22 protein-coding genes and 1 tRNA gene are annotated in these 19,930 nt (G+C 64.8%); 8 read left to right on the top strand and 15 right to left on the bottom strand.

Going from position 1 to position 19,930, the window contains the following annotated elements:
* Positions 1-252: 252 nt before the first annotated feature.
* Positions 253-414, top strand: coding sequence for a hypothetical protein (locus tag DCM80_RS27685; protein WP_028136548.1), 162 nt, complete (start codon positions 253-255; stop codon positions 412-414).
* A 267-nt stretch (positions 415-681) separates the two neighbouring features.
* On the opposite strand, the gene DCM80_RS27680 is transcribed toward DCM80_RS27685, so the two are convergent.
* The 3 genes from DCM80_RS27680 to DCM80_RS27670 all read right to left on the bottom strand — a co-directional run bounded on the left by DCM80_RS27680 (position 682) and on the right by DCM80_RS27670 (position 2,196).
* The gene (locus DCM80_RS27680) at positions 682-1,452 is read right to left on the bottom strand and encodes a hypothetical protein (RefSeq protein ID WP_257194597.1); all 771 of its coding nucleotides are present in this window, start codon (positions 1,450-1,452) and stop codon (positions 682-684) included.
* Between the two features lie 199 nt (positions 1,453-1,651).
* On the bottom strand, positions 1,652-1,882 hold the full coding sequence (locus tag DCM80_RS27675) for a hypothetical protein (RefSeq protein ID WP_257194596.1): 231 nt from the start codon (positions 1,880-1,882) through the stop codon (positions 1,652-1,654).
* A gap of 86 nt (positions 1,883-1,968) precedes the next feature.
* On the bottom strand, positions 1,969-2,196 hold the full coding sequence (locus DCM80_RS27670) for a hypothetical protein (protein ID WP_257194595.1): 228 nt from the start codon (positions 2,194-2,196) through the stop codon (positions 1,969-1,971).
* A 262-nt stretch (positions 2,197-2,458) separates the two neighbouring features.
* Between DCM80_RS27670 and DCM80_RS27665 the strand changes: the two genes are divergently transcribed.
* Positions 2,459-2,806 (top strand): DUF6481 family protein, encoded by a 348-nt coding sequence (locus DCM80_RS27665; protein ID WP_257194593.1) that lies wholly within the window; start codon positions 2,459-2,461, stop codon positions 2,804-2,806.
* 165 nt (positions 2,807-2,971) lie between these two features.
* Here DCM80_RS27665 and DCM80_RS27660 read toward each other — a convergent pair whose 3' ends face one another.
* Positions 2,972-3,217: a pentapeptide MXKDX repeat protein gene (locus tag DCM80_RS27660; protein ID WP_028136553.1), complete on the bottom strand. Its 246-nt coding sequence runs from the start codon at positions 3,215-3,217 to the stop codon at positions 2,972-2,974.
* A gap of 320 nt (positions 3,218-3,537) precedes the next feature.
* Here DCM80_RS27660 and dctP point away from each other — a divergent pair, with 320 nt between their 5' ends.
* The 3 genes from dctP to DCM80_RS27645 are packed head-to-tail and all read left to right on the top strand — an operon-like array spanning position 3,538 to position 6,466.
* On the top strand, positions 3,538-4,560 hold the full coding sequence (gene dctP / locus DCM80_RS27655; RefSeq protein WP_257179636.1) for a TRAP transporter substrate-binding protein DctP: 1,023 nt from the start codon (positions 3,538-3,540) through the stop codon (positions 4,558-4,560).
* Positions 4,557-5,111, top strand: coding sequence for a TRAP transporter small permease (locus tag DCM80_RS27650; RefSeq protein WP_257179635.1), 555 nt, complete (start codon positions 4,557-4,559; stop codon positions 5,109-5,111). Before dctP ends, DCM80_RS27650 begins: the two co-directional genes overlap by 4 nt.
* The gene (locus DCM80_RS27645) at positions 5,108-6,466 is read left to right on the top strand and encodes a TRAP transporter large permease (protein WP_257194592.1); all 1,359 of its coding nucleotides are present in this window, start codon (positions 5,108-5,110) and stop codon (positions 6,464-6,466) included. Before DCM80_RS27650 ends, DCM80_RS27645 begins: the two co-directional genes overlap by 4 nt.
* Positions 6,467-6,626: 160 nt before the next feature.
* On the opposite strand, the gene DCM80_RS27640 is transcribed toward DCM80_RS27645, so the two are convergent.
* From DCM80_RS27640 to DCM80_RS27625, 4 genes are read right to left on the bottom strand one after another with little or no spacing between them, the layout of a single operon-like run.
* Positions 6,627-7,538: a hydroxymethylglutaryl-CoA lyase gene (locus DCM80_RS27640; protein WP_257194591.1), complete on the bottom strand. Its 912-nt coding sequence runs from the start codon at positions 7,536-7,538 to the stop codon at positions 6,627-6,629.
* 1 nt (position 7,539) lies between these two features.
* Positions 7,540-9,537 carry an acetyl/propionyl/methylcrotonyl-CoA carboxylase subunit alpha gene (locus tag DCM80_RS27635; protein WP_257194590.1) on the bottom strand — a complete coding sequence of 666 codons (1,998 nt, stop codon included), beginning with the start codon at positions 9,535-9,537 and terminating at the stop codon, positions 7,540-7,542.
* Between the two features lie 4 nt (positions 9,538-9,541).
* Positions 9,542-11,146 (bottom strand): carboxyl transferase domain-containing protein, encoded by a 1,605-nt coding sequence (locus DCM80_RS27630; RefSeq protein ID WP_257194589.1) that lies wholly within the window; start codon positions 11,144-11,146, stop codon positions 9,542-9,544.
* A 24-nt stretch (positions 11,147-11,170) separates the two neighbouring features.
* Positions 11,171-12,343, bottom strand: a complete 1,173-nt coding sequence (locus DCM80_RS27625; RefSeq protein WP_257179629.1) for an isovaleryl-CoA dehydrogenase — start codon at positions 12,341-12,343, stop codon at positions 11,171-11,173.
* Between the two features lie 101 nt (positions 12,344-12,444).
* On the opposite strand from DCM80_RS27625, the gene DCM80_RS27620 reads away from it, so the two are divergent.
* A complete protein-coding gene (locus tag DCM80_RS27620; protein ID WP_257194588.1) occupies positions 12,445-13,473 on the top strand; it encodes an AraC family transcriptional regulator in 1,029 nt (342 codons plus the stop codon).
* Here the strand turns inward: DCM80_RS27620 and DCM80_RS27615 are convergent.
* Together DCM80_RS27615 and DCM80_RS27610 are read right to left on the bottom strand one after the other, a co-directional pair.
* On the bottom strand, positions 13,470-13,955 hold the full coding sequence (locus tag DCM80_RS27615; protein WP_257194587.1) for an Lrp/AsnC family transcriptional regulator: 486 nt from the start codon (positions 13,953-13,955) through the stop codon (positions 13,470-13,472). The two genes, DCM80_RS27620 and DCM80_RS27615, sit on opposite strands and share 4 nt — an antisense overlap.
* Positions 13,956-14,111: 156 nt before the next feature.
* A complete protein-coding gene (locus DCM80_RS27610) occupies positions 14,112-14,417 on the bottom strand; it encodes an ETC complex I subunit (RefSeq protein WP_028136563.1) in 306 nt (101 codons plus the stop codon).
* 258 nt (positions 14,418-14,675) lie between these two features.
* On the opposite strand from DCM80_RS27610, the gene DCM80_RS27605 reads away from it, so the two are divergent.
* Together DCM80_RS27605 and DCM80_RS27600 are read left to right on the top strand one after the other, a co-directional pair.
* Positions 14,676-15,839, top strand: a complete 1,164-nt coding sequence (locus DCM80_RS27605) for an OpgC domain-containing protein (RefSeq protein WP_257194586.1) — start codon at positions 14,676-14,678, stop codon at positions 15,837-15,839.
* A 186-nt stretch (positions 15,840-16,025) separates the two neighbouring features.
* Positions 16,026-16,424, top strand: a complete 399-nt coding sequence (locus tag DCM80_RS27600) for a translational machinery protein (RefSeq protein ID WP_257194585.1) — start codon at positions 16,026-16,028, stop codon at positions 16,422-16,424.
* A gap of 70 nt (positions 16,425-16,494) precedes the next feature.
* Here DCM80_RS27600 and DCM80_RS27595 read toward each other — a convergent pair whose 3' ends face one another.
* The 5 genes from DCM80_RS27595 to DCM80_RS27575 form a co-directional block, all read right to left on the bottom strand.
* Positions 16,495-16,689 carry a hypothetical protein gene (locus tag DCM80_RS27595; RefSeq protein WP_257194584.1) on the bottom strand — a complete coding sequence of 65 codons (195 nt, stop codon included), beginning with the start codon at positions 16,687-16,689 and terminating at the stop codon, positions 16,495-16,497.
* 772 nt (positions 16,690-17,461) lie between these two features.
* Positions 17,462-17,538, bottom strand: a tRNA-Pro gene (locus DCM80_RS27590).
* 97 nt (positions 17,539-17,635) lie between these two features.
* Positions 17,636-18,121: a DUF192 domain-containing protein gene (locus DCM80_RS27585; RefSeq protein WP_257194583.1), complete on the bottom strand. Its 486-nt coding sequence runs from the start codon at positions 18,119-18,121 to the stop codon at positions 17,636-17,638.
* Positions 18,122-18,269: 148 nt separating this feature from the next.
* A complete protein-coding gene (locus DCM80_RS27580; RefSeq protein WP_257194582.1) occupies positions 18,270-18,932 on the bottom strand; it encodes a cold-shock protein in 663 nt (220 codons plus the stop codon).
* A 198-nt stretch (positions 18,933-19,130) separates the two neighbouring features.
* Positions 19,131-19,892: an NAD-dependent protein deacetylase gene (locus DCM80_RS27575; RefSeq protein WP_257179622.1), complete on the bottom strand. Its 762-nt coding sequence runs from the start codon at positions 19,890-19,892 to the stop codon at positions 19,131-19,133.
* Positions 19,893-19,930 lie beyond the last annotated feature (38 nt).

The following is a 19,930-nucleotide window of genomic DNA, read 5'->3' as shown; positions in this document are numbered from 1 at the left end:
GCTGTGGATCGTACCTGGTACACATGCGGCCGACCCTAGCTCGCCATCTGGACCAGCGCATGGCAATCTTGTCCGTATGATTGCGGGGTGACGCCGGCCCGCGCGGCGCCATTGCTGGCGCTGATTGCGCAGCCATGAGGCCGGGATTCATTCAGACGATCTGTGAACGGCATCACAGTCTTGGCCCGGCGTCTCGGCTAACTATGTCTCGACGCTTCCAGCAGCGCGAAGGCATCGATGGTGTTTTCCGTCATGACACAAGACGCAGCAGCCTCAGCCAACGTCCGGACGCGGCGACAAAGGGGCGACCTGCTCGGCATCGCCTATCTCGGGACCATCGGCATCGTGATGCTGGCCTGGATCGCCGGCCTGGTCTGGGGCGCAATGGCGTTCTTCAACTGGCTCGTCGCTTGACGCAACGCGAGCGGGCCCTTGCTAGAACAGGCAGTCCAGCGCCTGCCCAACCTTGATCCCGCCGCAAACGATCATGGCCCAAAGCGCCAAGCTGATCTGGATTGCATCCAGCATGTCCCATGTCCCCGCGAATCATCCCGACAATTTTCTTTGAGACTTGCGTGAGGCGGCAACGAGCGCCAGCGCCTATTGGATGCAATTGGCGGGCGCGCACGAAAAAGGCGGGCCCCGGGGCCCGCCTCTGTGCCTCGATCCGGTCAGGGCAGCTCAATAGCAGGCGCGGGGATCGGCCTGAACATATTGGCCGCTCGGATAGCGGTAGTAGCAATTGCCCTGTGCCCAGTAATAGCCAGGCTGGGAAGCGGCGGCGGCGCCGGTAATGGCGCCGGTTGCGCCGCCGAGGACCGCGCCGGCAGCAGCGCCCGTTGCGTTGCCCGAGATCAGCCCGCCCAGCAGACCGCCGACGATGGCGCCGCCAAGCGCACTCGCGCCGGGATCGGCCGGTGGCGGAGGCGGCGGTGGCGGGGCATAGGCGACCGGAGGCGGCGGCGGAGCATAGGCTACCGGCACGTCGTCGTAGTACTCCTCGGAAATGTAGGCGGGCGGACCGGCCATGCGCTGCGGATAATAATACCGGACGCCGCCAACGTCCCACCACCAGCCGGAGCGGCCGTTGTGAACCTCGTGGCGCCAGCGTCCGCCCTCCCAGGCGCGGTGGCCGCGATACGCATGTCCGCCCCAGTCACGCGCCGGAGCCGGCCCGCGGTCGACATGGCGTCCCGGCGGCGGGCCGCCGGCCGCGCGCGGTCCCGGGATCGCATGGGGCTGACCGCCGGATTGCGGCGCGGGCCGCGCCGCCTGCTGCGGGCCCTTGCGCGCGTCCGACTTGTTCGGAGGCGGCGCCCCGGCGGCGGGGCCGGCCGGAGGCTGGCCGGCGTCCCTCGGTGGCCTGGCGTCCTGGGCCTGCGCAGGCAGCGCCAGCAAAGACATGGCCGAAACCAAGGGAATGATGATCTTCATGCGACTGGACGCACTCATGCGTGCTTGACCCCTGCTCTTTCGATTGCTCTCGCAATTGCCGTGGTGCCTGGCGCGATCGACGATTCGGAGCGCGCCGCGGCTTGATGCCGGCTGATATAGCTGACCCGCTTTGATCGGCGAAGTCCCGTTACAAATCATTAAGATGGCGGCAATTTTTCGGCCCCAAAGGGCTTGCGAACAGCCCCGCCGAAAGCTTCTAGCGGGCCGGCTCGATCACGTTGCAATTGCTCCGTCCGGACATCAGGCAGTCCTGCATCTTGCTGGCCGCGGTGAGGTCCCGGGCGAGCCACCAGCCCACTGCAAGAATCGCGATCGCGATGACCAGGCCGGCGATCGCGCCGCGGCGGTTGTCGCCCGATGGCGGCTTCGGTCTGGATTTCGGCTTCTCGCCCGGATCGGGCTCCGAGGTGGACTTGGAGGTGGGCATGGCTACCTAGTCGCGCGGGCAGGCCGGCTTATCACCTCTGCGACGTCCCGTCACATCGTGGTGGGCCGCTTGCGCGGCCCCAGGGCTCAGCCCCGGTTCGCGTTGGCCGCCTCCTTGCGCAAGGTTTCGACCGCCGGGATCGCCCGCGGTGCACAAGTCGTGAGCACGAAGGCGGTCTGCGTGCATTCCCAGTCGGTGCCCAGAACGGCGCTCTTGATGGGCTGCGGCCGCGCGAGCAGCAGCACGGCACCTGCCAAGGCTGCCATGGCGAACGCAAATGAGAGCGTCTTCAGGGTTAATCTCGATATCGGCATACCCGTGCTCCGTATCGCGGCGGACGCTAGGCGTCGCCCTCGTGATCCCTTATGAGGGACATCACAATTCGGCAGTTTTTCGGGGCTACGAGGGATCGTCGGTGGATGGCGATTTTCGTCGACCTGATCGGCTGCGATTATGGGTGGCTTCGCGACGCGCAGCGATGTACACGCTTCTGCGTCGCGCGGCGCCTGCTATGCCCAGCCGACGTACCAACAGGCCGTGATGTAGGATCGAAAGCGAGGAAGACAAGGCTCGTCGATGAGTGGATTCAGGGAACCCGGCTTCGCAGACCGGCAAAAGGCGGCGCAGGAAGCCCGCAAAAATCTTTTGAACAAATTCAAATCCCAACCGGGGCCTGATGATCCCTCGGTGGCGGCGAAGCGCGCCGAGCGTGAAGCACTCGCGGCCAAGCGCGCCGAGGCGAAGGCTGCGCGCGAGGCCGAAAAGGCCGAGAAGAAGCGTCTGGAGGAAGAGGCCAAGGCCGCCGAAGCTGCGCGGCTCGCGCGCGAGGCCCAGGAAGCTGCCGAAAAGGCCGCGGCTCTCGAAGCCGAGCAGAAGGCCAAGCGCGACGCGCGTTACGCCGCCCGCAAGGCCAAGCGCAAGTAATTTTGCGCAAGTAACCAAGCGCAAGTCATCTGACGCGTGACCTTTGCAGGTCACGTTCAATTCAAATTGAAGCAAGACATGATTTGGGGCGGTCCAGCCGACCGCCCCAAACGTTCGAACGCGCGTTTGCTTGTGCCAAACGCCTCGATTGCGAACGGGCGAAGATCAGTTCTTCTTCATCATCCCGTCGTCTTTCTTCATGCCGTCCTTCGACATGTGATCCTTCTTCATGCCGTCGTCCTTGGACATGGTGTCCTTTTTCATCATGCCGTCCTTGGACATCGTGTCCTTCTTCATCATGCCGTCATCCTTGCCCATCTTGTCCTGGGCAAAAGCGGCCGGCGACAGCGCAAGGCCGAGCGAGAGAGCGGCAGCCGAGACGCCGAGCGCGATGCGGGTGCGAATGGTCATGGATCATCTTCCCTTCGAGGTCATGTTTGTCAGCGACATACGCCGCTATTCAATCTCGACGGATGGACCGCGTGCGTTGTTACGCCGCCGCCGATAAATTTCAGTGACCCCGCCTACGATCCATCGTTTCAGAGCAACCGGATGTGTGCAGCGCAGCACAGCCGGCACTTGCGGCGGCGTTCCATCTCGAACTATCAGTTGAGAGGCTATCGGGTGAAAGACCGGCTAGGATGGGCCTACGCACACATGACCCGCCAATCACGCCAGCCAGAAACCTTCAGACAAGAATCATTCAAAGAAGCGTTCCAGGGGATCACACCATGCTCACGCGCCGCCATCTGATTGCGACCGCCGTCGCCGCACCCGCCATCCTCCGCTTCGGCACCGGCACGGCCCAGGCCGCGACCACGCTGAAGATCTCGCACCAATTCCCGGGCGGCACCATCGACAAGGGCGACTTCCGCGACCGGCTCTGCCGCATGTTCGCCGCCGAAGTTGCCAAGCGCAGCAATGGCGACATCGCGGCCGAGATCTATCCGAACTCCTCGCTGATCAAGACCAACGCGCAGTTCTCGGCGATGCGCAAGGGCGCGCTCGACATCAGTCTCTATCCGATGCCCTATGCCGGCGGCGAGGTGCCGGAGACCAATATCGGCCTGATGCCGGGCCTCGTCACCACCTACGACCAGGGCCTGCGCTGGAAGAAGGAGCCGGTCGGCAAGGCGCTGACGGACTTCCTCGCCGACAAGGGCATCATCCTGCTGACCTGGGTCTGGCAGGCTGGCGGCGTCGCCAGCCGTTCCAAGCCGATCGTCGCGCCGGAAGACGCCAAGGGCCTGAAGGTGCGCGGCGGCTCGCGCGAGATGGACATGGTGCTCCAGACCGCCGGCGCCTCGGTGCTGTCGGTGCCGTCGAACGAAATCTACGCGGCGATGCAGACCGGCGCCTGCGATGCCGGCATCACCTCCTCGACCAGCCTGATCTCCTTCCGACTCGAAGAAGTGGCGAAATCCCTGACATCGGGCGCTGGCGCCTCCTATTGGTTCATGCTCGAGCCTTTGATGATGTCGAAGGCGATCTTCGACAAGCTGCCCAAGAACCATCAGGACATCCTGCTCGCCGTCGGAACCGAACTCGAAGCGTTCGGGCGCAAGGGGGCGCAGGATGACGACATCGAGGTCGCCAAGGTCTACGAAAAGGCCGGCGCCAAGGTCTCGGCGCTCGATGCCGCGACCGTCGGCAAGTGGCGCGACATCGCGCGCGACACTGCCTGGAAGGACTACAGCGCCAAGACCGCGACCTGTGCAAACCTGCTCAAGCTTGCCAACGACGTCGCTGCATGAGCCACGGTCCGCTTCCGGATCGTGACGACACGGCCAACGCTGTCGCAAGGACGGGCCTTGCGGCAGCGGTCGATCGCGGTCTTGCCATCCTCAATACCGTCATCGTGGTGTTCGCGGCGATCGCGCTGGTCGCCGCTTGCGCGATCCTGAGCTACAGCGTGCTCAGCCGCGCGCTGTACAAGGCCGCCAATTATTGGCAGGACGAGGCCGCGGTGTTCCTCTTGGTCGGCGCGACCTTCATGACCGCCGCCTATGTACAGCAGCACCGCGGCCACATCGGCATCGAGGCCTTCGTCGGCCTGTTGTCGCCGCTGGCGAACAGGATCCGGCTCTGGCTGGTCGACGCCGCCACGTTCCTGTTCTGCGCCTTCTTCACCTGGAAGTCCTGGACGCTGGCCCATGAGGCCTATGTCGATGGCCAGGTCTCGAACTCGATGTGGTCGCCGCCGCTCGCCATTCCCTACACGCTGATGGCGCTCGGAATGAGCCTGCTCTGCATCCAGATCCTCGTGCAGCTTGCGCTGCCCTTCACCGGAGCCAAGCGTTCATGAGCGTGTTCGGTATCGGCGTCGCTTACGGCGTTGCGACGCTGCTGGTGATGTTTTCGGGAATGCCGATCGCGTTCGCGCTCGGCGCGGTCGCAGTCGTGTTCATGGGCATTTACATGCCCTCGGCCTCTCTCGATACGGTGACGCAGAACGTCTACGAGGAAATGGCCTCGATCACGCTCCTGTCGATCCCGCTGTTCATCCTGAAGGGCGCGGCGATCGGCAAATCGCGCGCCGGCCAGGATCTCTACTCGGCCCTGCATGCCTGGCTGCACCGCGTGCCCGGCGGTCTCGGCGTCGCCAACGTGTTCGCCTGCGCGTTGTTCGCGGCGATGGCGGGCTCCTCGCCCGCGACCTGCTCGGCGATCGGCTCGGCCGGCATTCCGGAGATGCGCAAGCGCGGCTATTCCGGCGGCTTTGCCGCAGGGATTATCGCCGCCGGCGGCACGCTCGGCATCCTGCTGCCGCCTTCGATCACCATGATCCTGTTCGCGGTCGCCGCCGAAAAGTCGCTCGGGCGGCTGTTTCTCGCCGGCATCGGTCCCGGCCTGCTGCTGGTCACGCTGTTCGGTCTTTACGCCGTCTTCCGCTTCCGTCAGGAATACGCGGCTGCCGAAGCGGCCTACAAGAACGGCGGCCCGGAAGCTCCGATCCTCGCCCGCGACGAATACACGCTGGCCGAACGTTTCAGCGTGCTGCCGCGCGTGATCCCCTTCGTGCTGCTGCTCACCGGCGTCATGATCGCGCTCTATGGCGGCTACGCCACGCCGTCGGAAACCGCAGGCCTCGGCGGCCTGCTTGCGCTGGCGCTGATCGCGGCGATCTACAGCGTGTGGCGGCCGAGTGATCTCGCCCCGATCATGAGATCGACGATCCGGGAATCGACCATGCTGATGATGATCATCGGCATGTCGCTGCTCTATTCCTACGTGATGAGCTATCTGCACATCTCGCAATCGGTCGCCGAATCCATCGTCGCGATGCACCTGCCGCGCTGGGAGCTGCTGTTCGCGATCCTGGTCATGGTCGTCGTGCTCGGCTTCTTCCTGCCGCCGGTCTCGATCATCCTGATGACCGCGCCGATCATCCTGCCGCCGCTCCGTGCCGCCAATTTCGACATCATCTGGTTCGGCGTGGTCATGACCATCGTGATGGAGATGGGGCTGATCCATCCACCGGTCGGCCTCAACATCTTCGTCATCCGCAACGTCGCGCCGGACATTCCCCTGCGCGAAGTGATCTGGGGCACCCTGCCCTTCGTGCTCTTGATGATGCTCGCAGTGCTGCTGCTGTGCCTCGTGCCGGAGATCTCGACCGGCCTGCCGGATCTGGTGATGGGACCGGACGGAAGCAGGTGACGCAATCGCAACTGCCGTAGGGTGGGTTAGCTGTGCGGATGCGCGAAGCGCAATCCGCGCGGCGTAACCCACCTCTTCTGCTTTCGCGGAGACGAACAGTGGTGGGTTAGCCGAGCAGATGCGCTTCGCGCATCTGCTCGGCTAACCCACCCTACAATTCTCAAGCGTTCATCCGCTTCGTCTTCGCGTTCAGCGCGGAGGCCACGCGGCTCACCGGCGGCTTACCTAACACACCGGCCATCGCGTTCGTCGCCGCCAGCAACTTCTCCATGTCGACACCCGTCCTAATCCCCATGCCTTCGAGCATGTAGACGACGTCCTCGGTCGCGACGTTTCCGGTCGCGCCCGGCGCATAGGGACAGCCGCCGAGGCCGCCGGCGGCGGCGTCGATGACGCGCACGCCCTCTTCCAAGCCGGCATAGAGATTGGCGAGCGCCTGGCCGTAGGTGTCGTGGAAATGCATCGCGAGCCTGGCGGGAGGAACGCTGGCACTGACCGCGCGCAGCATCTCCTTCGCCTTGGATGGCGTTCCGACCCCGATGGTGTCGCCGAGCGAGATTTCGTAGCAGCCGAGCTCGAACAACGTGCTCGCGAGATCGGCGACCGCCTTCGGCTTGATCTCACCGTCGAACGGGCAGCCCAGCACGCAGGAGATATAGCCGCGCACCTTCACGCCGTCGTCCCTGGCACGCGCCAGCACCGGCTTGAAGCGCTCGATCGACTCCGCGACCGTGCAATTGATGTTGGCGCGCGAGAAGCCCTCCGAGGCTGCCGCAAACACCGAGACGACCCTGGCGCCGGCGGCGCGGGCGGCGTCGTAGCCCTTCTCGTTCGGGACCAGAACGTGGAATTCAGCGCCGGTCACATGGGCAACGCTGCGCAGCACGGCGTCGGAGCTGGCCATCTGCGGGATCGCCTTGGGCGAGACGAAGGCGCCGACCTCGACCGTATCGAGGCCGGCCGCGACCAGCGCCTCGATGAAGGCGATGCGGGCCTCGACACCGACCGGAATCTTCTCGTTCTGAAGCCCGTCGCGCGGCCCCATTTCGATGATGCGGACGGAATCGCTCATGTCACTCTCCCGCCGGCTCGACCACGGCGAGCTCGACGCCCTCCTGCACGATGTCGCCGACCTTGCATTTGATGGACTTCAGCACGCCGGCATAGGGCGCGCGCAGCGTCTGCTCCATCTTCATCACTTCCAGCGTGAGGATCGGCGCGCCCTTGTCGAGCTTGGCGCCCTCCTCGGCCAGTACGGCAACGACCGTCCCCGGCAACGGGGCGGCGATCTTGTCCTCGCCGGTCTGCTCCTCGCTCTCGCCACCGAACGGATCGACCCAATGCAGGTCGAAGCGGCCGTTGCGCGTCCGCAAATACAGCTCGTGACCGTCGATCACGGCCGCGACCTGCGATTTGACGCCGTCGAGCGTCAGATCAAAGCCGTCGTCCCGTGGTGCAATCGCGAACGCCAGCTCGCGATCGCCGAGCACCAGCGTCGATGGCCCGCTGCCGTAGTTCAGGATGATCTTCTGCTCCGGCCCGTGCCCGACGCGGAAGGCAAAGCTGCGCTGCCTGCGGCCGACTGGCTGCCAGCCGAAGGTTTGCCAGGGCGAATTCGCCTCCGCCATCCGTCGCTCGTCATGGACGATTGCAGCGACCGCCGCGCACAGCTCGAGCTCGCCCGGCGCCGGCGCGGCCTGTGTCAGCACAGCCAGTTCGCGCTCGATGAAACCGGTGTCGATCGCATTGGTCCGTACCTTCGGATGCGTCATCAGCGCCGACAGGAACGGAATGTTCGTGACGATGCCGCGAACGTCGGACTCTTCCAGGCCGCGGTTCAGCCGCTCGACCGCGACATCCCGCGTCGGTGCCCATGCGATCATCTTGGCGAGCATGGCGTCATAATACGGCGAGACCATATCGCCTTCGCGATAGCCGGCATCGATCCGCAAGCCGCCGGTTTCCTCCGGCAGCCGCCACGTCGAGATCCTGCCGACCGAGGGCATGAAATTCCTGGTCGGGTTCTCAGCATAGACGCGGGCCTCGACGGCATGGCCATTGAGCCGGATCTCGTCCTGCTTCAGCGGCAGCGCTTCGCCGAAGGCGACGCGCAGCTGCCACTCGACAAGGTCGATGCCGGTGATCAGCTCGGTGACGGGATGCTCGACCTGGAGGCGCGTGTTCATCTCGATGAAGAACACCTCCTTGCCGTCCGAGACGAACTCGATGGTGCCGGCGCCGACATAGTTCACCGCGCCCGCCGCCTTTCGCGCGGCGGCGCAGACGGTCTCGCGCTGCGCGGCGTTGAGCGTCGGCGACGGCGCCTCCTCGATCACCTTCTGGTGCCGGCGCTGCAGCGTGCATTCGCGCTCGAACAGCGAGAGCAAATTGCCGTGGCTGTCGCCGATCACCTGCACTTCGATATGCCTGGGATTGTCGACATATTTTTCGATCAGCATGCGATCGTCACCGAACGCGGCCTTGGCCTCGCGCTTGGCGCTGACGATCGCAGGTCCAAGCTCGTCCGCCGAGCGCACGATACGCATGCCGCGGCCGCCGCCGCCGGCCGAGGCCTTCACCAGGATGGGAAAGCCGACCTTCTCGGCCGCTTTCGCCAGCGTCGTATCGTCCTGGGCCTCGCCGTGATAGCCGGGCACCAGGGGCACGCCGGCCTTCTCCATCAGCGCCTTCGAGCCTGATTTCGAGCCCATCGCATTCATCATGTCGGCGGTAGGGCCGACGAAGACCAGATCTGCGTCGAAGCAGGCCTGCGCGAAGTCGGCATTCTCGGACAGGAAGCCGTAGCCGGGGTGCACGGCCTCAGCGCCGGTCTTGCGCGCGGCCTCGATCAGGCGCTCGACATTGAGATAGCTGTCGCGGGCGCGCGCAGGCCCGAGCAGCACGGCTTCGTCAGCGAGCGCGACATGCATCGCGTCGCGGTCGGCCTCGGAATAGACCGCGACGGTGCGCAGGCCCATGGCGCGCGCGGTGCGGATGACGCGGCAGGCGATCTCGCCCCGGTTGGCGATCAGGAGCGTGCGAAAACGCCGGTAGAGCTTTGAGCGGTCCATCGCATCACATCCTGAACAGGCCGAACTTCGTCGGCTCGATCGGCGCATTCGACGCCGCCGAGAGGCCAAGACCGAGCACGAGGCGGGTGTCGGCCGGGTCGATCACGCCATCGTCCCACAGACGGGCCGTTGCGTAATAGGGATGCCCCTGGCTCTCATATTGCGCGCGAATGGGCTCCCGGAACTTGTCTTCCTCTTCCTTCGACCAGCTCTCGCCCTTGGCCTCGATATTGTCGCGGCGGACCTGGCTCAGCACCATCGAGGCCTGCTCGCCGCCCATCACCGAGATGCGCGCGTTCGGCCACATCCAGAGGAAGCGCGGCGAATAGGCGCGGCCGCACATGCCGTAATTGCCGGCGCCGTAGGAGCCGCCGATCACGACGGTGAATTTCGGCACCGAGGCGGTCGCGACCGCCGTCACCAGCTTGGCGCCGTCGCGCGCGATGCCGCCGGCCTCGTACTTCTTGCCGACCATGAACCCGGTGATGTTCTGCAAAAACACCAGCGGAATGCCGCGCTGGCAGCACAGCTCGATGAAGTGCGCCCCCTTCAGCGAGCTTTCGCTGAACAGGATGCCGTTGTTGGCGATGATGCCGACCGGATAGCCCCAGATATGGGCGAAGCCGCACACCAAAGTCGTGCCGTAGAGCTTCTTGAACTCGTCGAACTCGGAGCCGTCGACGACACGCGCGATGATGTCGCGCACGTCGAACGGCTTTCTGCCGTCGACCGGCACCACGCCGTAGATCTCCTCCGCCGCAAATAGCGGCTCGCGGGGCGGATGCATGTTGAGGTTCGGCCGCGCCGGCGGCTTCAGCGTACCCACGATGCGCCGGGCGATGCCGATCGCATGGGCATCGTTCTGAGCATAGTGATCGGTGACGCCCGACTGCCGCGAATGCACGTCGGCGCCGCCGAGCTCCTCGGCACTGACGACCTCACCGGTCGCAGCCTTCACCAGCGGCGGGCCGCCGAGGAAGATGGTGCCCTGGTTGCGGACGATGATGCTCTCGTCGGACATCGCCGGCACATAGGCGCCGCCGGCGGTACAGGAGCCCATCACGATCGCGATCTGCGGAATCCCCTGCGACGACATCTGCGCCTGGTTGTAGAAGATGCGGCCGAAATGCCGTTCGTCCGGGAATATCTCGTCCTGCAGCGGCAGGAAGGCGCCGCCGGAATCGACCATGTAGACGCAGGGAAGATTGTTCTGCCGCGCGATGTCCTGGGCGCGCAGATGCTTCTTCACGGTCATGGGATAATATGTGCCGCCCTTGATGGTGGCGTCGTTGGCGACGATGACGCATTCGCGCCCGGCAACGCGCCCTACTCCGGTCACGACGCTCGCCGAGTGCACATCCCCGCCGTAGAGTCCGTAGGCCGCGAGCGGCGACAGCTCCAGGAACGAGGTGCCGGGATCGACCAGCAGGTCGACGCGCTGGCGCGCCAGCATCTTGCCGCGCGCGGTGTGGCGGTTGCGCGAGACCTCGCCGCCGCCGCCGGCGACCTGGCTGAGCTTTTCGCGCAAGTCGGCGACGAGGGTGCGCATCGCCTCGGCATTGCGCGCGAAATCTGACGACGACGGATCGATGCTGGAATGAAGCGGCATTTTGATTCCAATGGGGTGAAAGACTTAAGCCGTCTCGGCCATCAGCTCGCGGCCGATCAGCATGCGGCGGACTTCGGACGTCCCCGCGCCGATCTCGTAGAGTTTCGCGTCGCGCCAGAGGCGCCCGACGGGGAATTCGCTGGTATAGCCAACGCCGCCAAGCGCCTGGATCGCCTCGCCGGCCATCCACGTCGCCTTCTCGGCGGAATAGAGGATCGCCGCCGCCGCGTCCTTGCGCAAGGTGCGCGCGTGGTCGGCACGGTCGCAAGCCTTGCCCACGGCATAGACATAGGCGCGGGTGGCCTGCCAGGTTGAATACATATCGGCGAGCTTGCCCTGCATCAGCTGGAAATCGCCGATCGGCTGACCGAACTGCTTGCGCTCGTGCATGTAGGGCACCACCGCATCCATGCAGGCGGCCATGATGCCGAGCGGGCCGCCCGACAGCACCGCGCGCTCGTAGTCGAGGCCGGACATCAGCACCTTGACGCCCTCGCCGACCTTGCCCATCACGTTCTCCTCCGGCACCTCGCACTCGTCGAAGAACAAGGGATAGGTGTTGGAGCCGCGCATGCCGAGCTTGTCGAGATGCTGACCGTGGCTGAAGCCCTTGAAGCCCTTCTCGATGAGGAAGGCGGTCATGCCGCGCGGACCGGCCTCCGGATCGGTCTTGGCATAGACCACCAGCACGTCGGCATCGCCGCCATTGGTGATCCACATCTTGGAGCCGTTGAGCACGTAGCGGTCGCCACGCTTGTCGGCGCGCAGCTTCATCGAGACCACGTCGGAGCCGGCGCCCGGCTCGGACATTGCGAGCGCGCCGACATATTCGCCGGAGATCAGCTTCGGCAGATAGCGCTGGCGCTGCGCGTCGTTGCCGTTGCGGCGGATCTGGTTGACGCAGAGGTTGGAATGGGCGCCATAGGACAGCCCGACCGCAGCCGAGCCGCGCGAAATCTCTTCCATGGCGACGACGTGGGCGAGATAGCCCATATTGGAGCCGCCATATTGCTCCGGCGCGGTCATGCCGAGCAGGCCGAGGTCGCCAAAGCGCTTCCACAGGTCCGCCGGAAACAGGTTGGCCTTCTCGATCTCGGCGGCGCGGGGGGTGATCTCCGCCTCCACGAAGGCGCGCAACGTGTCGCGCAGCATCGTGATGTCTTCGCCCAGGTCGAAATCGATGCTCGGAATGTTCAAGGCGATTCCTCCGTGTTTTGGGCACCGAACCTAGCGAGGTCAGGGCCCTCTTGCGGTCGAAAAGGTTGCATTTTCCGCCAAACTTGGCGAGGATTTTCCTCATGCCCTTCCAAGCCGCAACTGCGGTCCCGCGCCGCGCCGTCACTCCGGCCGCCTTCGTCCGCGGCGTGGTTGCCGCCTATGCGCGCTACCGACTGGACCCGGCCGAAGCGTTGCAGCGGGCTCAGATAGCGCCAGACCTTGTCAATTCTCCGGACGGGCGGATCACGGCCATCCAGTTCGAGGCCCTGGCGGGCCATGCCATGCGCGAGCTCGACGACGAGGCGCTCGGCTGGTTCTCGCGGCGCCTGCCCTTCGGCACCTACGGCATGCTGTGCCGCGCCTCGATCACGGCGCCGACGTTGGAGCTCGCGCTCAAGCGCTGGTGCCGGCATCACCGCCTTCTCACCGAGGACGTGCTGCTCGAACTCGAGGTCGGCGAGGAGACCGCGGAGGTCTCGATCCGGGAGCTGCGCGATCTCGGCGATTTGCGCGAATTCTGCCTGGTCACGCTGCTCCGCTACGTGCTCGGCTTCTCCTGCTGGGCCGTCGATTCCAGGATTGCGCTGCGCGCGGCCGAATTCCCGCACGCCGAGCCCGGCCATGTCTCGGTCTATCCGACCATCTTTTGCCGGAACATCCGCTTCGATGCCGATCGCGCGGCAATCGTCTTCGATAAGCATTATCTGTCGCTGCCGCTGACGCGCAGCGCCGTCGATCTCGACAACATGCTCAAGGGCGCGCTCAGGCTGACCGTGCTGCCCTATCGGCGCGACCGGCTGCTGGTCGAGCGAGTCCGCCGCGTGCTGCGCAATGCGCGCGGGCGCAGCCTCGGCGCCGAGGATGTCGCGAGTGAGCTTGCGCTCTCCACTCGCACCATGCATCGCCGCCTGCGCGAGGAGGCCACCTCGCTGCGCGACCTCAAAGAAGAGGCAAAATTCGAGCTGGCAAAACAGGAACTGATGCGGGGCCGCACGCCGATCAAGCGGATCGCGGAGATCGCCGGATTCCGCAACGAGAAGAGCTTCTCCCGCGCTTTCCGCACCTGGACCGGTGCGAGCCCCCGCGAGTTTCGAGGACGGTATCGCTAGGAGGACGCCGCGACGTCCTGCAGCGGCAGCGGCACGTCCTTGGCAACGCCCAGCACAGGGAAGCTGCGGACATTCTTCACGTCGGGCATGGCCGCGAAATGCAATAGCTGCTGGCGCATGCTCTCGACGCTCGGCGCCACGCATTTCAGGAGATAGTCCGTGTCGCCGGAAATCCGCCAGCACTGCTGGATGCGCGGGATCGCGGCGATCGAGCTCTCGAACGCCTCCAGCACCGGCTGCGCCTGGCTGCCGAGCTGGATCGAGACGAACGAGACCACCTCATAGCCGAGCCGCCGCTCGTCGAGCACGGCGCGCACCGCCCGGATCACGCCGCGGCTGAACAGCGACTTCAGCCGCCGCAGGCAGTTCGGCGCGGATACCCCGACGCGTAGCGCCAGCTCGTTGTTGCGCACGCGCCCGTCCTGCTGCAGCTCGGATAAGATCTTCAGATCGACGCTGTCGAGCTGGTCACGCCCGGCCATCCCCTGCCCTCGTTATGGTCGTGTCACACGGGGCAGCGAAGCATGGGGCGGATTTGGTGCCAAGAGGGCCGGACCTCTCCGGTCCCGGCCGGGCTCCCTCAACGCAAATGCCCGGGACAAGCCCGGGCATGACGTGACTTCGAAAGGAATGGCCTCTCAATGCGTCCAGGGCTCGCCGCGGCGGAACGAGAAATTGTCGGCATAGGCAACCGGGCGCCGCACCGATTCCTTCGGCTCGATGACCTGGTAGGCGATGCCCTTGCGCTCGCAATAGGCGACAGCCTCCTCCTTGCTGTGGAAGCGGAGCGTGATCTGCTGCTTCATGTCGCCCGACGAGGTCCAGCCCATCAGCGGCTCGACCGCGCGCGGCTGCTCCGGCTCATAGTCGAGCTGCCATTCCTTGGTCTTGGACCGGCCGGATTGCATCGCGTTCTTGGCGGGCTTGAAAATGCGTGCGGTCATGGGTGGTCCGGGCCTCGTTTTTCGTCTTTCGTTCGATTTCGATGCGTCAGGGTGGCAGTTGGTGCAAACCTCAGGGATAGTATAGAGAAAACCGGTTGGGAACTGCTTGGTGATTCCGGCCCCCGTGGCCCCTGCGACCGGTATAGTCATTATGCTGCACCGTGACAATTGCGTACCCGCCTGCCGCGCCGGGATCCCGCCCGGCGGCACTGTCTCCCCGATCTCAGCCTGCCCGCCCCCTTCGAGAGCTGCCCTCGCATGGCCTTCCTGAACGTCAACGCCACCCTCCCCGACAAGGGCCGTGATCTCCGGCTCGACCTGTTTCGCGGCGTCGCGAACTGGGCGATCTTCCTCGACCACATCCCCGACAACGTCGTGAACTGGATCACGACGCGCAATTACGGCTTTTCCGACGCCGCCGACCTGTTCGTCTTCATCTCCGGCTATACGGCCTCCTTCGTCTATGCGCGGATGATGCTGGAGCGCGGCTTCATCGTCGGGGCCACCCGGCTGACCAAGCGGGTCTGGCAGCTCTACGTCGCCCACATCATCCTGTTCGTGATCTATATCGCCTCGATCAGCTATCTGGCGCTGCGCTTCGGCGATAGCGAGATGATCAACGAGTTCAACGTCGCCGGTCTCGTCGACAACGCCACCGAGACGCTGCGCCAGGGCCTCTTCCTCCGCTTCAAGCCGCTCAATCTGGACGTGCTGCCGCTCTACATCGTGCTGATGGGCCTGTTTCCGCCGGTGCTGTGGTTCATGCTGCGCAAGCCCGATCTGACGATGGTGCTGGCGATCGTGCTGTGGCTGACGGCGCGCCACTTCGGCTGGAATCTGAACGCCTATCCGGCCGGCCAGTGGTACTTCAACCCGTACGCCTGGCAGGTGCTGTTCGTGTTCGGCGCCTGGTGTGCGCTGGGCGGCGCGCGGCGCTCGATGACGCTGATCAACGCGCCGATCACGCTCTATCTCTGTCTCGGCTATCTCGTGTTCGCCCTGGTCATGACCATGGCGGGCCGCTTCCCCACGTTCGGCGGCATGTTCCCGGAATGGCTGTTCTCGGCCTTCAACCCGAACGACAAGACCAACCTCGCGCCCTACCGTTTCATCCACTTCGTCGTGATCGTGATCCTGGTGATCCGCTTCGTGCCGAAGGAATGGCCGGGGCTCGAATGGAAGGTGTTCGATCCGCTGATCGTCTGCGGCCAGCAATCGCTCGCCGTGTTCTGCGTCGGCGTGTTCCTGTCGTTCGTCGGCCATTTCGAGCTGTCGATGAGCTCGGGCTCGCTGCTCGCGCAGATCTTCGTCAGCGTCGCCGGCATCGCGATCATGACGACGGTGGCCTATTACATCTCGTGGTCGAAGAAGCAGGACAAGCCGCTGAAGCCGCCGCCCAAGCCGGCTGCAAGCGCGGCATAGGCGCCCGAGCCTGGGACGCCCCGCCGTTCGGGGCGCGCTGTTCGCGGAGCGCGCGGTCGCCCTGGCGGCTTGAGCCGATCGATTGACCTGGGTCAACCGGGGGCTGCGCCGGCCGGCATAATGTCGTCACGACACGCGCCGCCGCTCCAATGTCGGCGGCCTTCCCTCGGACAAGGCCAAACGCACATGCCCTCTCATTTTCACGCCGTGGTATGGATCGACCATTCGCAAGCCAGGATTTTCCATCTCGGCCTGAGCGGCTCCGACGAAATCACGCTGCATCCGCACCTGGCGACGCGTCACCTTCATCACAAGGCCAACGTGGTCGGCAGCGGCCATGCCTCCCCTGACAAGGCGTTCTACACCGAAGTGAGCAAGGCCATTGCCGATGCCGGCGAGATCCTCATCATCGGTCCGGCCAGCGCCAAGACAGAGCTCGCAAGCTACATCCGCACGAACGCTCCCGATCTCGCCAAGCGGATTGCGGCGGTGGAAGCGGCCGATCATCCCTCGGACGCCGAAATCGTCGCCTATGCGAAACGTCACTTCAAACTGCCGCTGCCGCGCGTACAGGCAAAGGGATAGGCTAGCTTACGCCACTCGGCCTCAGCACGAATCCTGGGCGTGATGAGCGGTCAATCCCGCTCATCGCGCTTCAGGCCGCTTCCTCGCTGTCGAACTCGGTGAATTTCTTGTAGATCCAATCGCGGCCGTCATGGCGGCGCCAGACCTTGCCGTACACGAGCTGGCCATTGATCGAACGGCGGGGCACGATCACGGTCCACAGGTGCCAGATCTCGTTCCAGCCCGACTGCGGACCGGCGGTCTCGAGGTTGCGATCGAAGGACATGGGCAGAACTCGCTGACGCAGAACTCACCTGATGCGTGCCGCGACGAGCCGTGATCGGTATCGCACGAATGGAGGGCAGCACATCGCGAGCCGGGCTCGATCTGATAGCAGCCCGAACAACGGCCGCAACAATCGCTCGGCTTTAACCTAACCGATCAACCTTACTTCTTGGGATGAAGCTGCGCGGTCGGTTGAATGCTGCAGCCGGCTCTTCTAGAATTGCACGTGATTTGAGAACGAGCGCAGGCTTACGCGCAGGTGCATTTTTGAACTGACGTCGAACTTTGTAACGGGTTGGATGTTTGAAGATCATTGACGGGCGGGGACGACCACGATGAATTTGGAATATGCATGCTTGCGCGTCGTGCTGCGCTGGGCGTGGTCTGCGCCGGCCGCGGAGACGGCTACCCCGGAACCACCGAAAGCCGCCAACGACAACCAGACGATCTGGCCCTTGGTGCCGTTTCCCGCCGGCTGGTACGCCGCGGGCTGACCGGCCGGATCTGACAAGCCGTCTGAAAAGCGCAACGCCGCGCAAGCGGAATATCATCGCTTGGCGGCGTTGCGTTTAGACGTTGGGCGCTGAAATCCCCAACACCGATATGTCTATGGCGACGCCAGCAAGGTTCGATGACGTCTTGGTCATTCTGACCGGCTTCGCTCGACGCCGCGCCTGATGCCGCCTCGCCATTGGCTTGCAGCCCGCCTTGCGCGGTGCCGCCTGAGGCGGAGCCAAAATCGCGAGGAAATGAAAGGGATTCAACCTCGGGACTGGTCGGGGCAGCTGGATTCGAACCAACGACCTGCAGTACCCAAAACTGCCGCGCTACCAGGCTGCGCTATACCCCGAATGTCCGGCTAAGCCCCGTCGATACACGCTTCCAAAGGCGCCAGCAAGCTTACAAACTCGCGCCAGCAAGCCGCCAATGCCCCTCGCCTGCCCGCCCTATTTGCTGCCGAACAGCGGGTGACCGACGCGGTCGCCGACGCGGATGCCGTATTTCTGCACCGTTCCGGCCACCACCTCCAGCACGGCCCGGGCCGGCCCCCGGGACGAGATGATCTTGGTCGACAGCGGCTCGGTGTTCTCGGCGATGCGCAGGATGCGCCCGTTGGCGCTGATGAAGATCATGTCGAGCGAGACATAGGTGTTCTTCATCCACATCGAGATCTCCTGCTCGGGATTGAAGTCGAACAGCATGCCTTTGCCGTCCGCCAGCTCCTTGCGGTACATCAGGCCGGTCTCTTTCTCTTCCGCGGTCGTTGCCATCTCCACCGAGAAGACCTGCACGCCGTTCCTGGTGACGATCTCCAGCGGCTGGAAGCTGGCGGCGCCGGCGGGCGCGCTGGCGACGACACAGCCGGCGGCGACGAGGATGGCGGCAAGCCAGCCCTTCAGAGCGGACCAGACGGCCTTTCGATCAGGATTCATGGGGGACACTCGAGGCGTGGGACTGGAGTCAGTCCTTAAGCGGCGGTCGCCGGAAAAGCCAGAGGCGCGCCGGCCTGCCGGCGCGCCTCTGCTCACGATTGCGGGACCTGAAGGCTCGATCGGATCCGGTCGGCACGTCTTACCGTGCTCAGTGCGACTGCAATCCCGGCGATCCGGTCTCGGGATGGATCTCGGCCGCCATCATGCCCTTGGAGCCGGGCCCGAAGCGGACCAGGACATACTGGCCGGGCCGGAGCTCGGTCATGCCGAAGCGGCGCAGTGTCTCCATGTGCACGAAGATGTCGGGCGTACCCTCGCCGCAGGTCAGGAAGCCGAAGCCGCGCAGCCGGTTGAACCATTTGACCTGGGCCCGTTCCAGCCCGCTGGTCGGGGTGACCGTGACATGGGTGCGCGGCGGCAGCATCTGCGCCGGATGGATCGCGGTCGATTCGTCCATCGAGACGACGCGGAACGCCTGGTAACCCTTGGCGCGCTGAATGCACTCGACGACGATGCGGGCGCCCTCATAGGCGGTCTGGAAACCGTCGCGCCTAAGCACGGTAACGTGCAGGAGCACGTCCGGCCAGCCATTGTCGGGAACGATGAAGCCGTAGCCCTTGGAGGCGTCGAACCATTTGATGACGCCGTGGACCTCGACGAGGTTGGCGCTGGCCTCGCCCAACCCGCTGAAGGGATTGAGGCCGCTGTCGCGGCCGGCACCGCCATGATCGCCCGGCGTGACCCGCCCGGACGATGCTCCCTGCCCGGGAACCCCGAGCTTCTTGGACTCAAATCCGTCCGACGACCCCATAACCCCGGACCCCACGCTGCCATGCAACCCGCCACACCGGCGGCGCTCGAATCACGCGTCTTAAGAGAATGTTCTCAATTGGACGCGACGCGAATCTTTCGACTCAAAAGATAACACTCCCGGTTGCGAGGCATAGACAAAAAAGAGATTCGCCGGAACCTATGAACAGCTTGCACAGCCGCGAATCAAATTGATGCCTCAATTGCCGACAAAGGGCCCGAGCGCTTCGCCGATGTCGTGACGGATGACGAGGTCGGCGATGTCGTCCTGCTCGGTCGGCTCGCGATTGATGATCACCAGACGGGCACCGGCGTTCCTCGCCATCATCGGAAAGCCTGCCGCCGGCCAGACCACGAGCGAGGAACCGATCGCGATGAAGAGGTCGCAGGCTTGCGACAGCGCGGTCGCGCGCTGCATTTCGTCCTCGGGCATCATCTGGCCGAAAGAGATCGTGGCTGTCTTCACCGGCTCGTCGCAGGCGGTGCAGTTGGGCGCGGCGCCGGCCTCGTCGAAGCGGCGCTTCACCCAGTCGAGCGGATAAGCCTGTCCGCATCCGATGCAACGCGCATAAGTGGTGTTGCCGTGAAGTTCAATCACGTGCTCGCCGGCGAAGCCTGAGGCCTGGTGCAGATTGTCGATGTTCTGGGTGATGACGGCGGGAACCTTGCCGGCGCGATAGAGCGAGGCCAGCGCGCGATGGCCACGGCCGGGCTTCGCCGCCGCGAACACCTCCTCCATCGCGAAACGGCGCCGCCAGGATTCGTCGCGAGCCGACTGGCTTGCGACGAATTCGCCGAACTCGATCGGACGGTAGCGCGTCCAAATTCCGCCCGGCGAGCGAAAATCAGGAATGCCGCATTCGGTCGAGATGCCGGCGCCGGTGAACGGCACGATCACCTTTGCCTCGGCGATCATGTCGCCCAGCCGTTCGACGCCGCTTTGAAGATCCGATGCAATCAATCGCGGCCCCCCGATTCGTTTTTGCCCTGGCAGCTCAC

The organism is Bradyrhizobium sp. WBOS08 (genome assembly GCF_024585125.1).
In the GTDB taxonomy this organism is placed as follows: Bacteria; Pseudomonadota; Alphaproteobacteria; order Rhizobiales; family Xanthobacteraceae; genus Bradyrhizobium; species Bradyrhizobium japonicum_B.
The sequence above is the reverse complement of the archived record's forward strand: the minus strand, read 5'-3'. Positions and strand labels throughout refer to the sequence as shown.

What these genes read in the sequence shown, in the direction of transcription:
- DCM80_RS27615 (WP_257194587.1), bottom strand. Translation starts at nt 13,955, where the DNA reads ATGGCCGGGCGTGACCAGCTCGACAGCGTCGATCTGAAGATCTTATCC.
- DCM80_RS27645 (WP_257194592.1), top strand. Translation starts at nt 5,108, where the DNA reads ATGAGCGTGTTCGGTATCGGCGTCGCTTACGGCGTTGCGACGCTGCTG.
- DCM80_RS27620 (WP_257194588.1), top strand. Translation starts at nt 12,445, where the DNA reads ATGCCCTTCCAAGCCGCAACTGCGGTCCCGCGCCGCGCCGTCACTCCG.
- DCM80_RS27595 (WP_257194584.1), bottom strand. Translation starts at nt 16,689, where the DNA reads ATGTCCTTCGATCGCAACCTCGAGACCGCCGGTCCGCAGTCGGGCTGG.
- DCM80_RS27665 (WP_257194593.1), top strand. Translation starts at nt 2,459, where the DNA reads ATGAGTGGATTCAGGGAACCCGGCTTCGCAGACCGGCAAAAGGCGGCG.
- DCM80_RS27685 (WP_028136548.1), top strand. Translation starts at nt 253, where the DNA reads ATGACACAAGACGCAGCAGCCTCAGCCAACGTCCGGACGCGGCGACAA.
- DCM80_RS27635 (WP_257194590.1), bottom strand. Translation starts at nt 9,537, where the DNA reads ATGGACCGCTCAAAGCTCTACCGGCGTTTTCGCACGCTCCTGATCGCC.
- dctP (WP_257179636.1), top strand. Translation starts at nt 3,538, where the DNA reads ATGCTCACGCGCCGCCATCTGATTGCGACCGCCGTCGCCGCACCCGCC.
- DCM80_RS27670 (WP_257194595.1), bottom strand. Translation starts at nt 2,196, where the DNA reads ATGCCGATATCGAGATTAACCCTGAAGACGCTCTCATTTGCGTTCGCC.
- DCM80_RS27650 (WP_257179635.1), top strand. Translation starts at nt 4,557, where the DNA reads ATGAGCCACGGTCCGCTTCCGGATCGTGACGACACGGCCAACGCTGTC.
- DCM80_RS27580 (WP_257194582.1), bottom strand. Translation starts at nt 18,932, where the DNA reads ATGGGGTCGTCGGACGGATTTGAGTCCAAGAAGCTCGGGGTTCCCGGG.
- DCM80_RS27630 (WP_257194589.1), bottom strand. Translation starts at nt 11,146, where the DNA reads ATGCCGCTTCATTCCAGCATCGATCCGTCGTCGTCAGATTTCGCGCGC.
- DCM80_RS27600 (WP_257194585.1), top strand. Translation starts at nt 16,026, where the DNA reads ATGCCCTCTCATTTTCACGCCGTGGTATGGATCGACCATTCGCAAGCC.
- DCM80_RS27610 (WP_028136563.1), bottom strand. Translation starts at nt 14,417, where the DNA reads ATGACCGCACGCATTTTCAAGCCCGCCAAGAACGCGATGCAATCCGGC.
- DCM80_RS27605 (WP_257194586.1), top strand. Translation starts at nt 14,676, where the DNA reads ATGGCCTTCCTGAACGTCAACGCCACCCTCCCCGACAAGGGCCGTGAT.
- DCM80_RS27680 (WP_257194597.1), bottom strand. Translation starts at nt 1,452, where the DNA reads ATGAGTGCGTCCAGTCGCATGAAGATCATCATTCCCTTGGTTTCGGCC.
- DCM80_RS27660 (WP_028136553.1), bottom strand. Translation starts at nt 3,217, where the DNA reads ATGACCATTCGCACCCGCATCGCGCTCGGCGTCTCGGCTGCCGCTCTC.
- DCM80_RS27640 (WP_257194591.1), bottom strand. Translation starts at nt 7,538, where the DNA reads ATGAGCGATTCCGTCCGCATCATCGAAATGGGGCCGCGCGACGGGCTT.
- DCM80_RS27585 (WP_257194583.1), bottom strand. Translation starts at nt 18,121, where the DNA reads ATGAATCCTGATCGAAAGGCCGTCTGGTCCGCTCTGAAGGGCTGGCTT.
- DCM80_RS27675 (WP_257194596.1), bottom strand. Translation starts at nt 1,882, where the DNA reads ATGCCCACCTCCAAGTCCACCTCGGAGCCCGATCCGGGCGAGAAGCCG.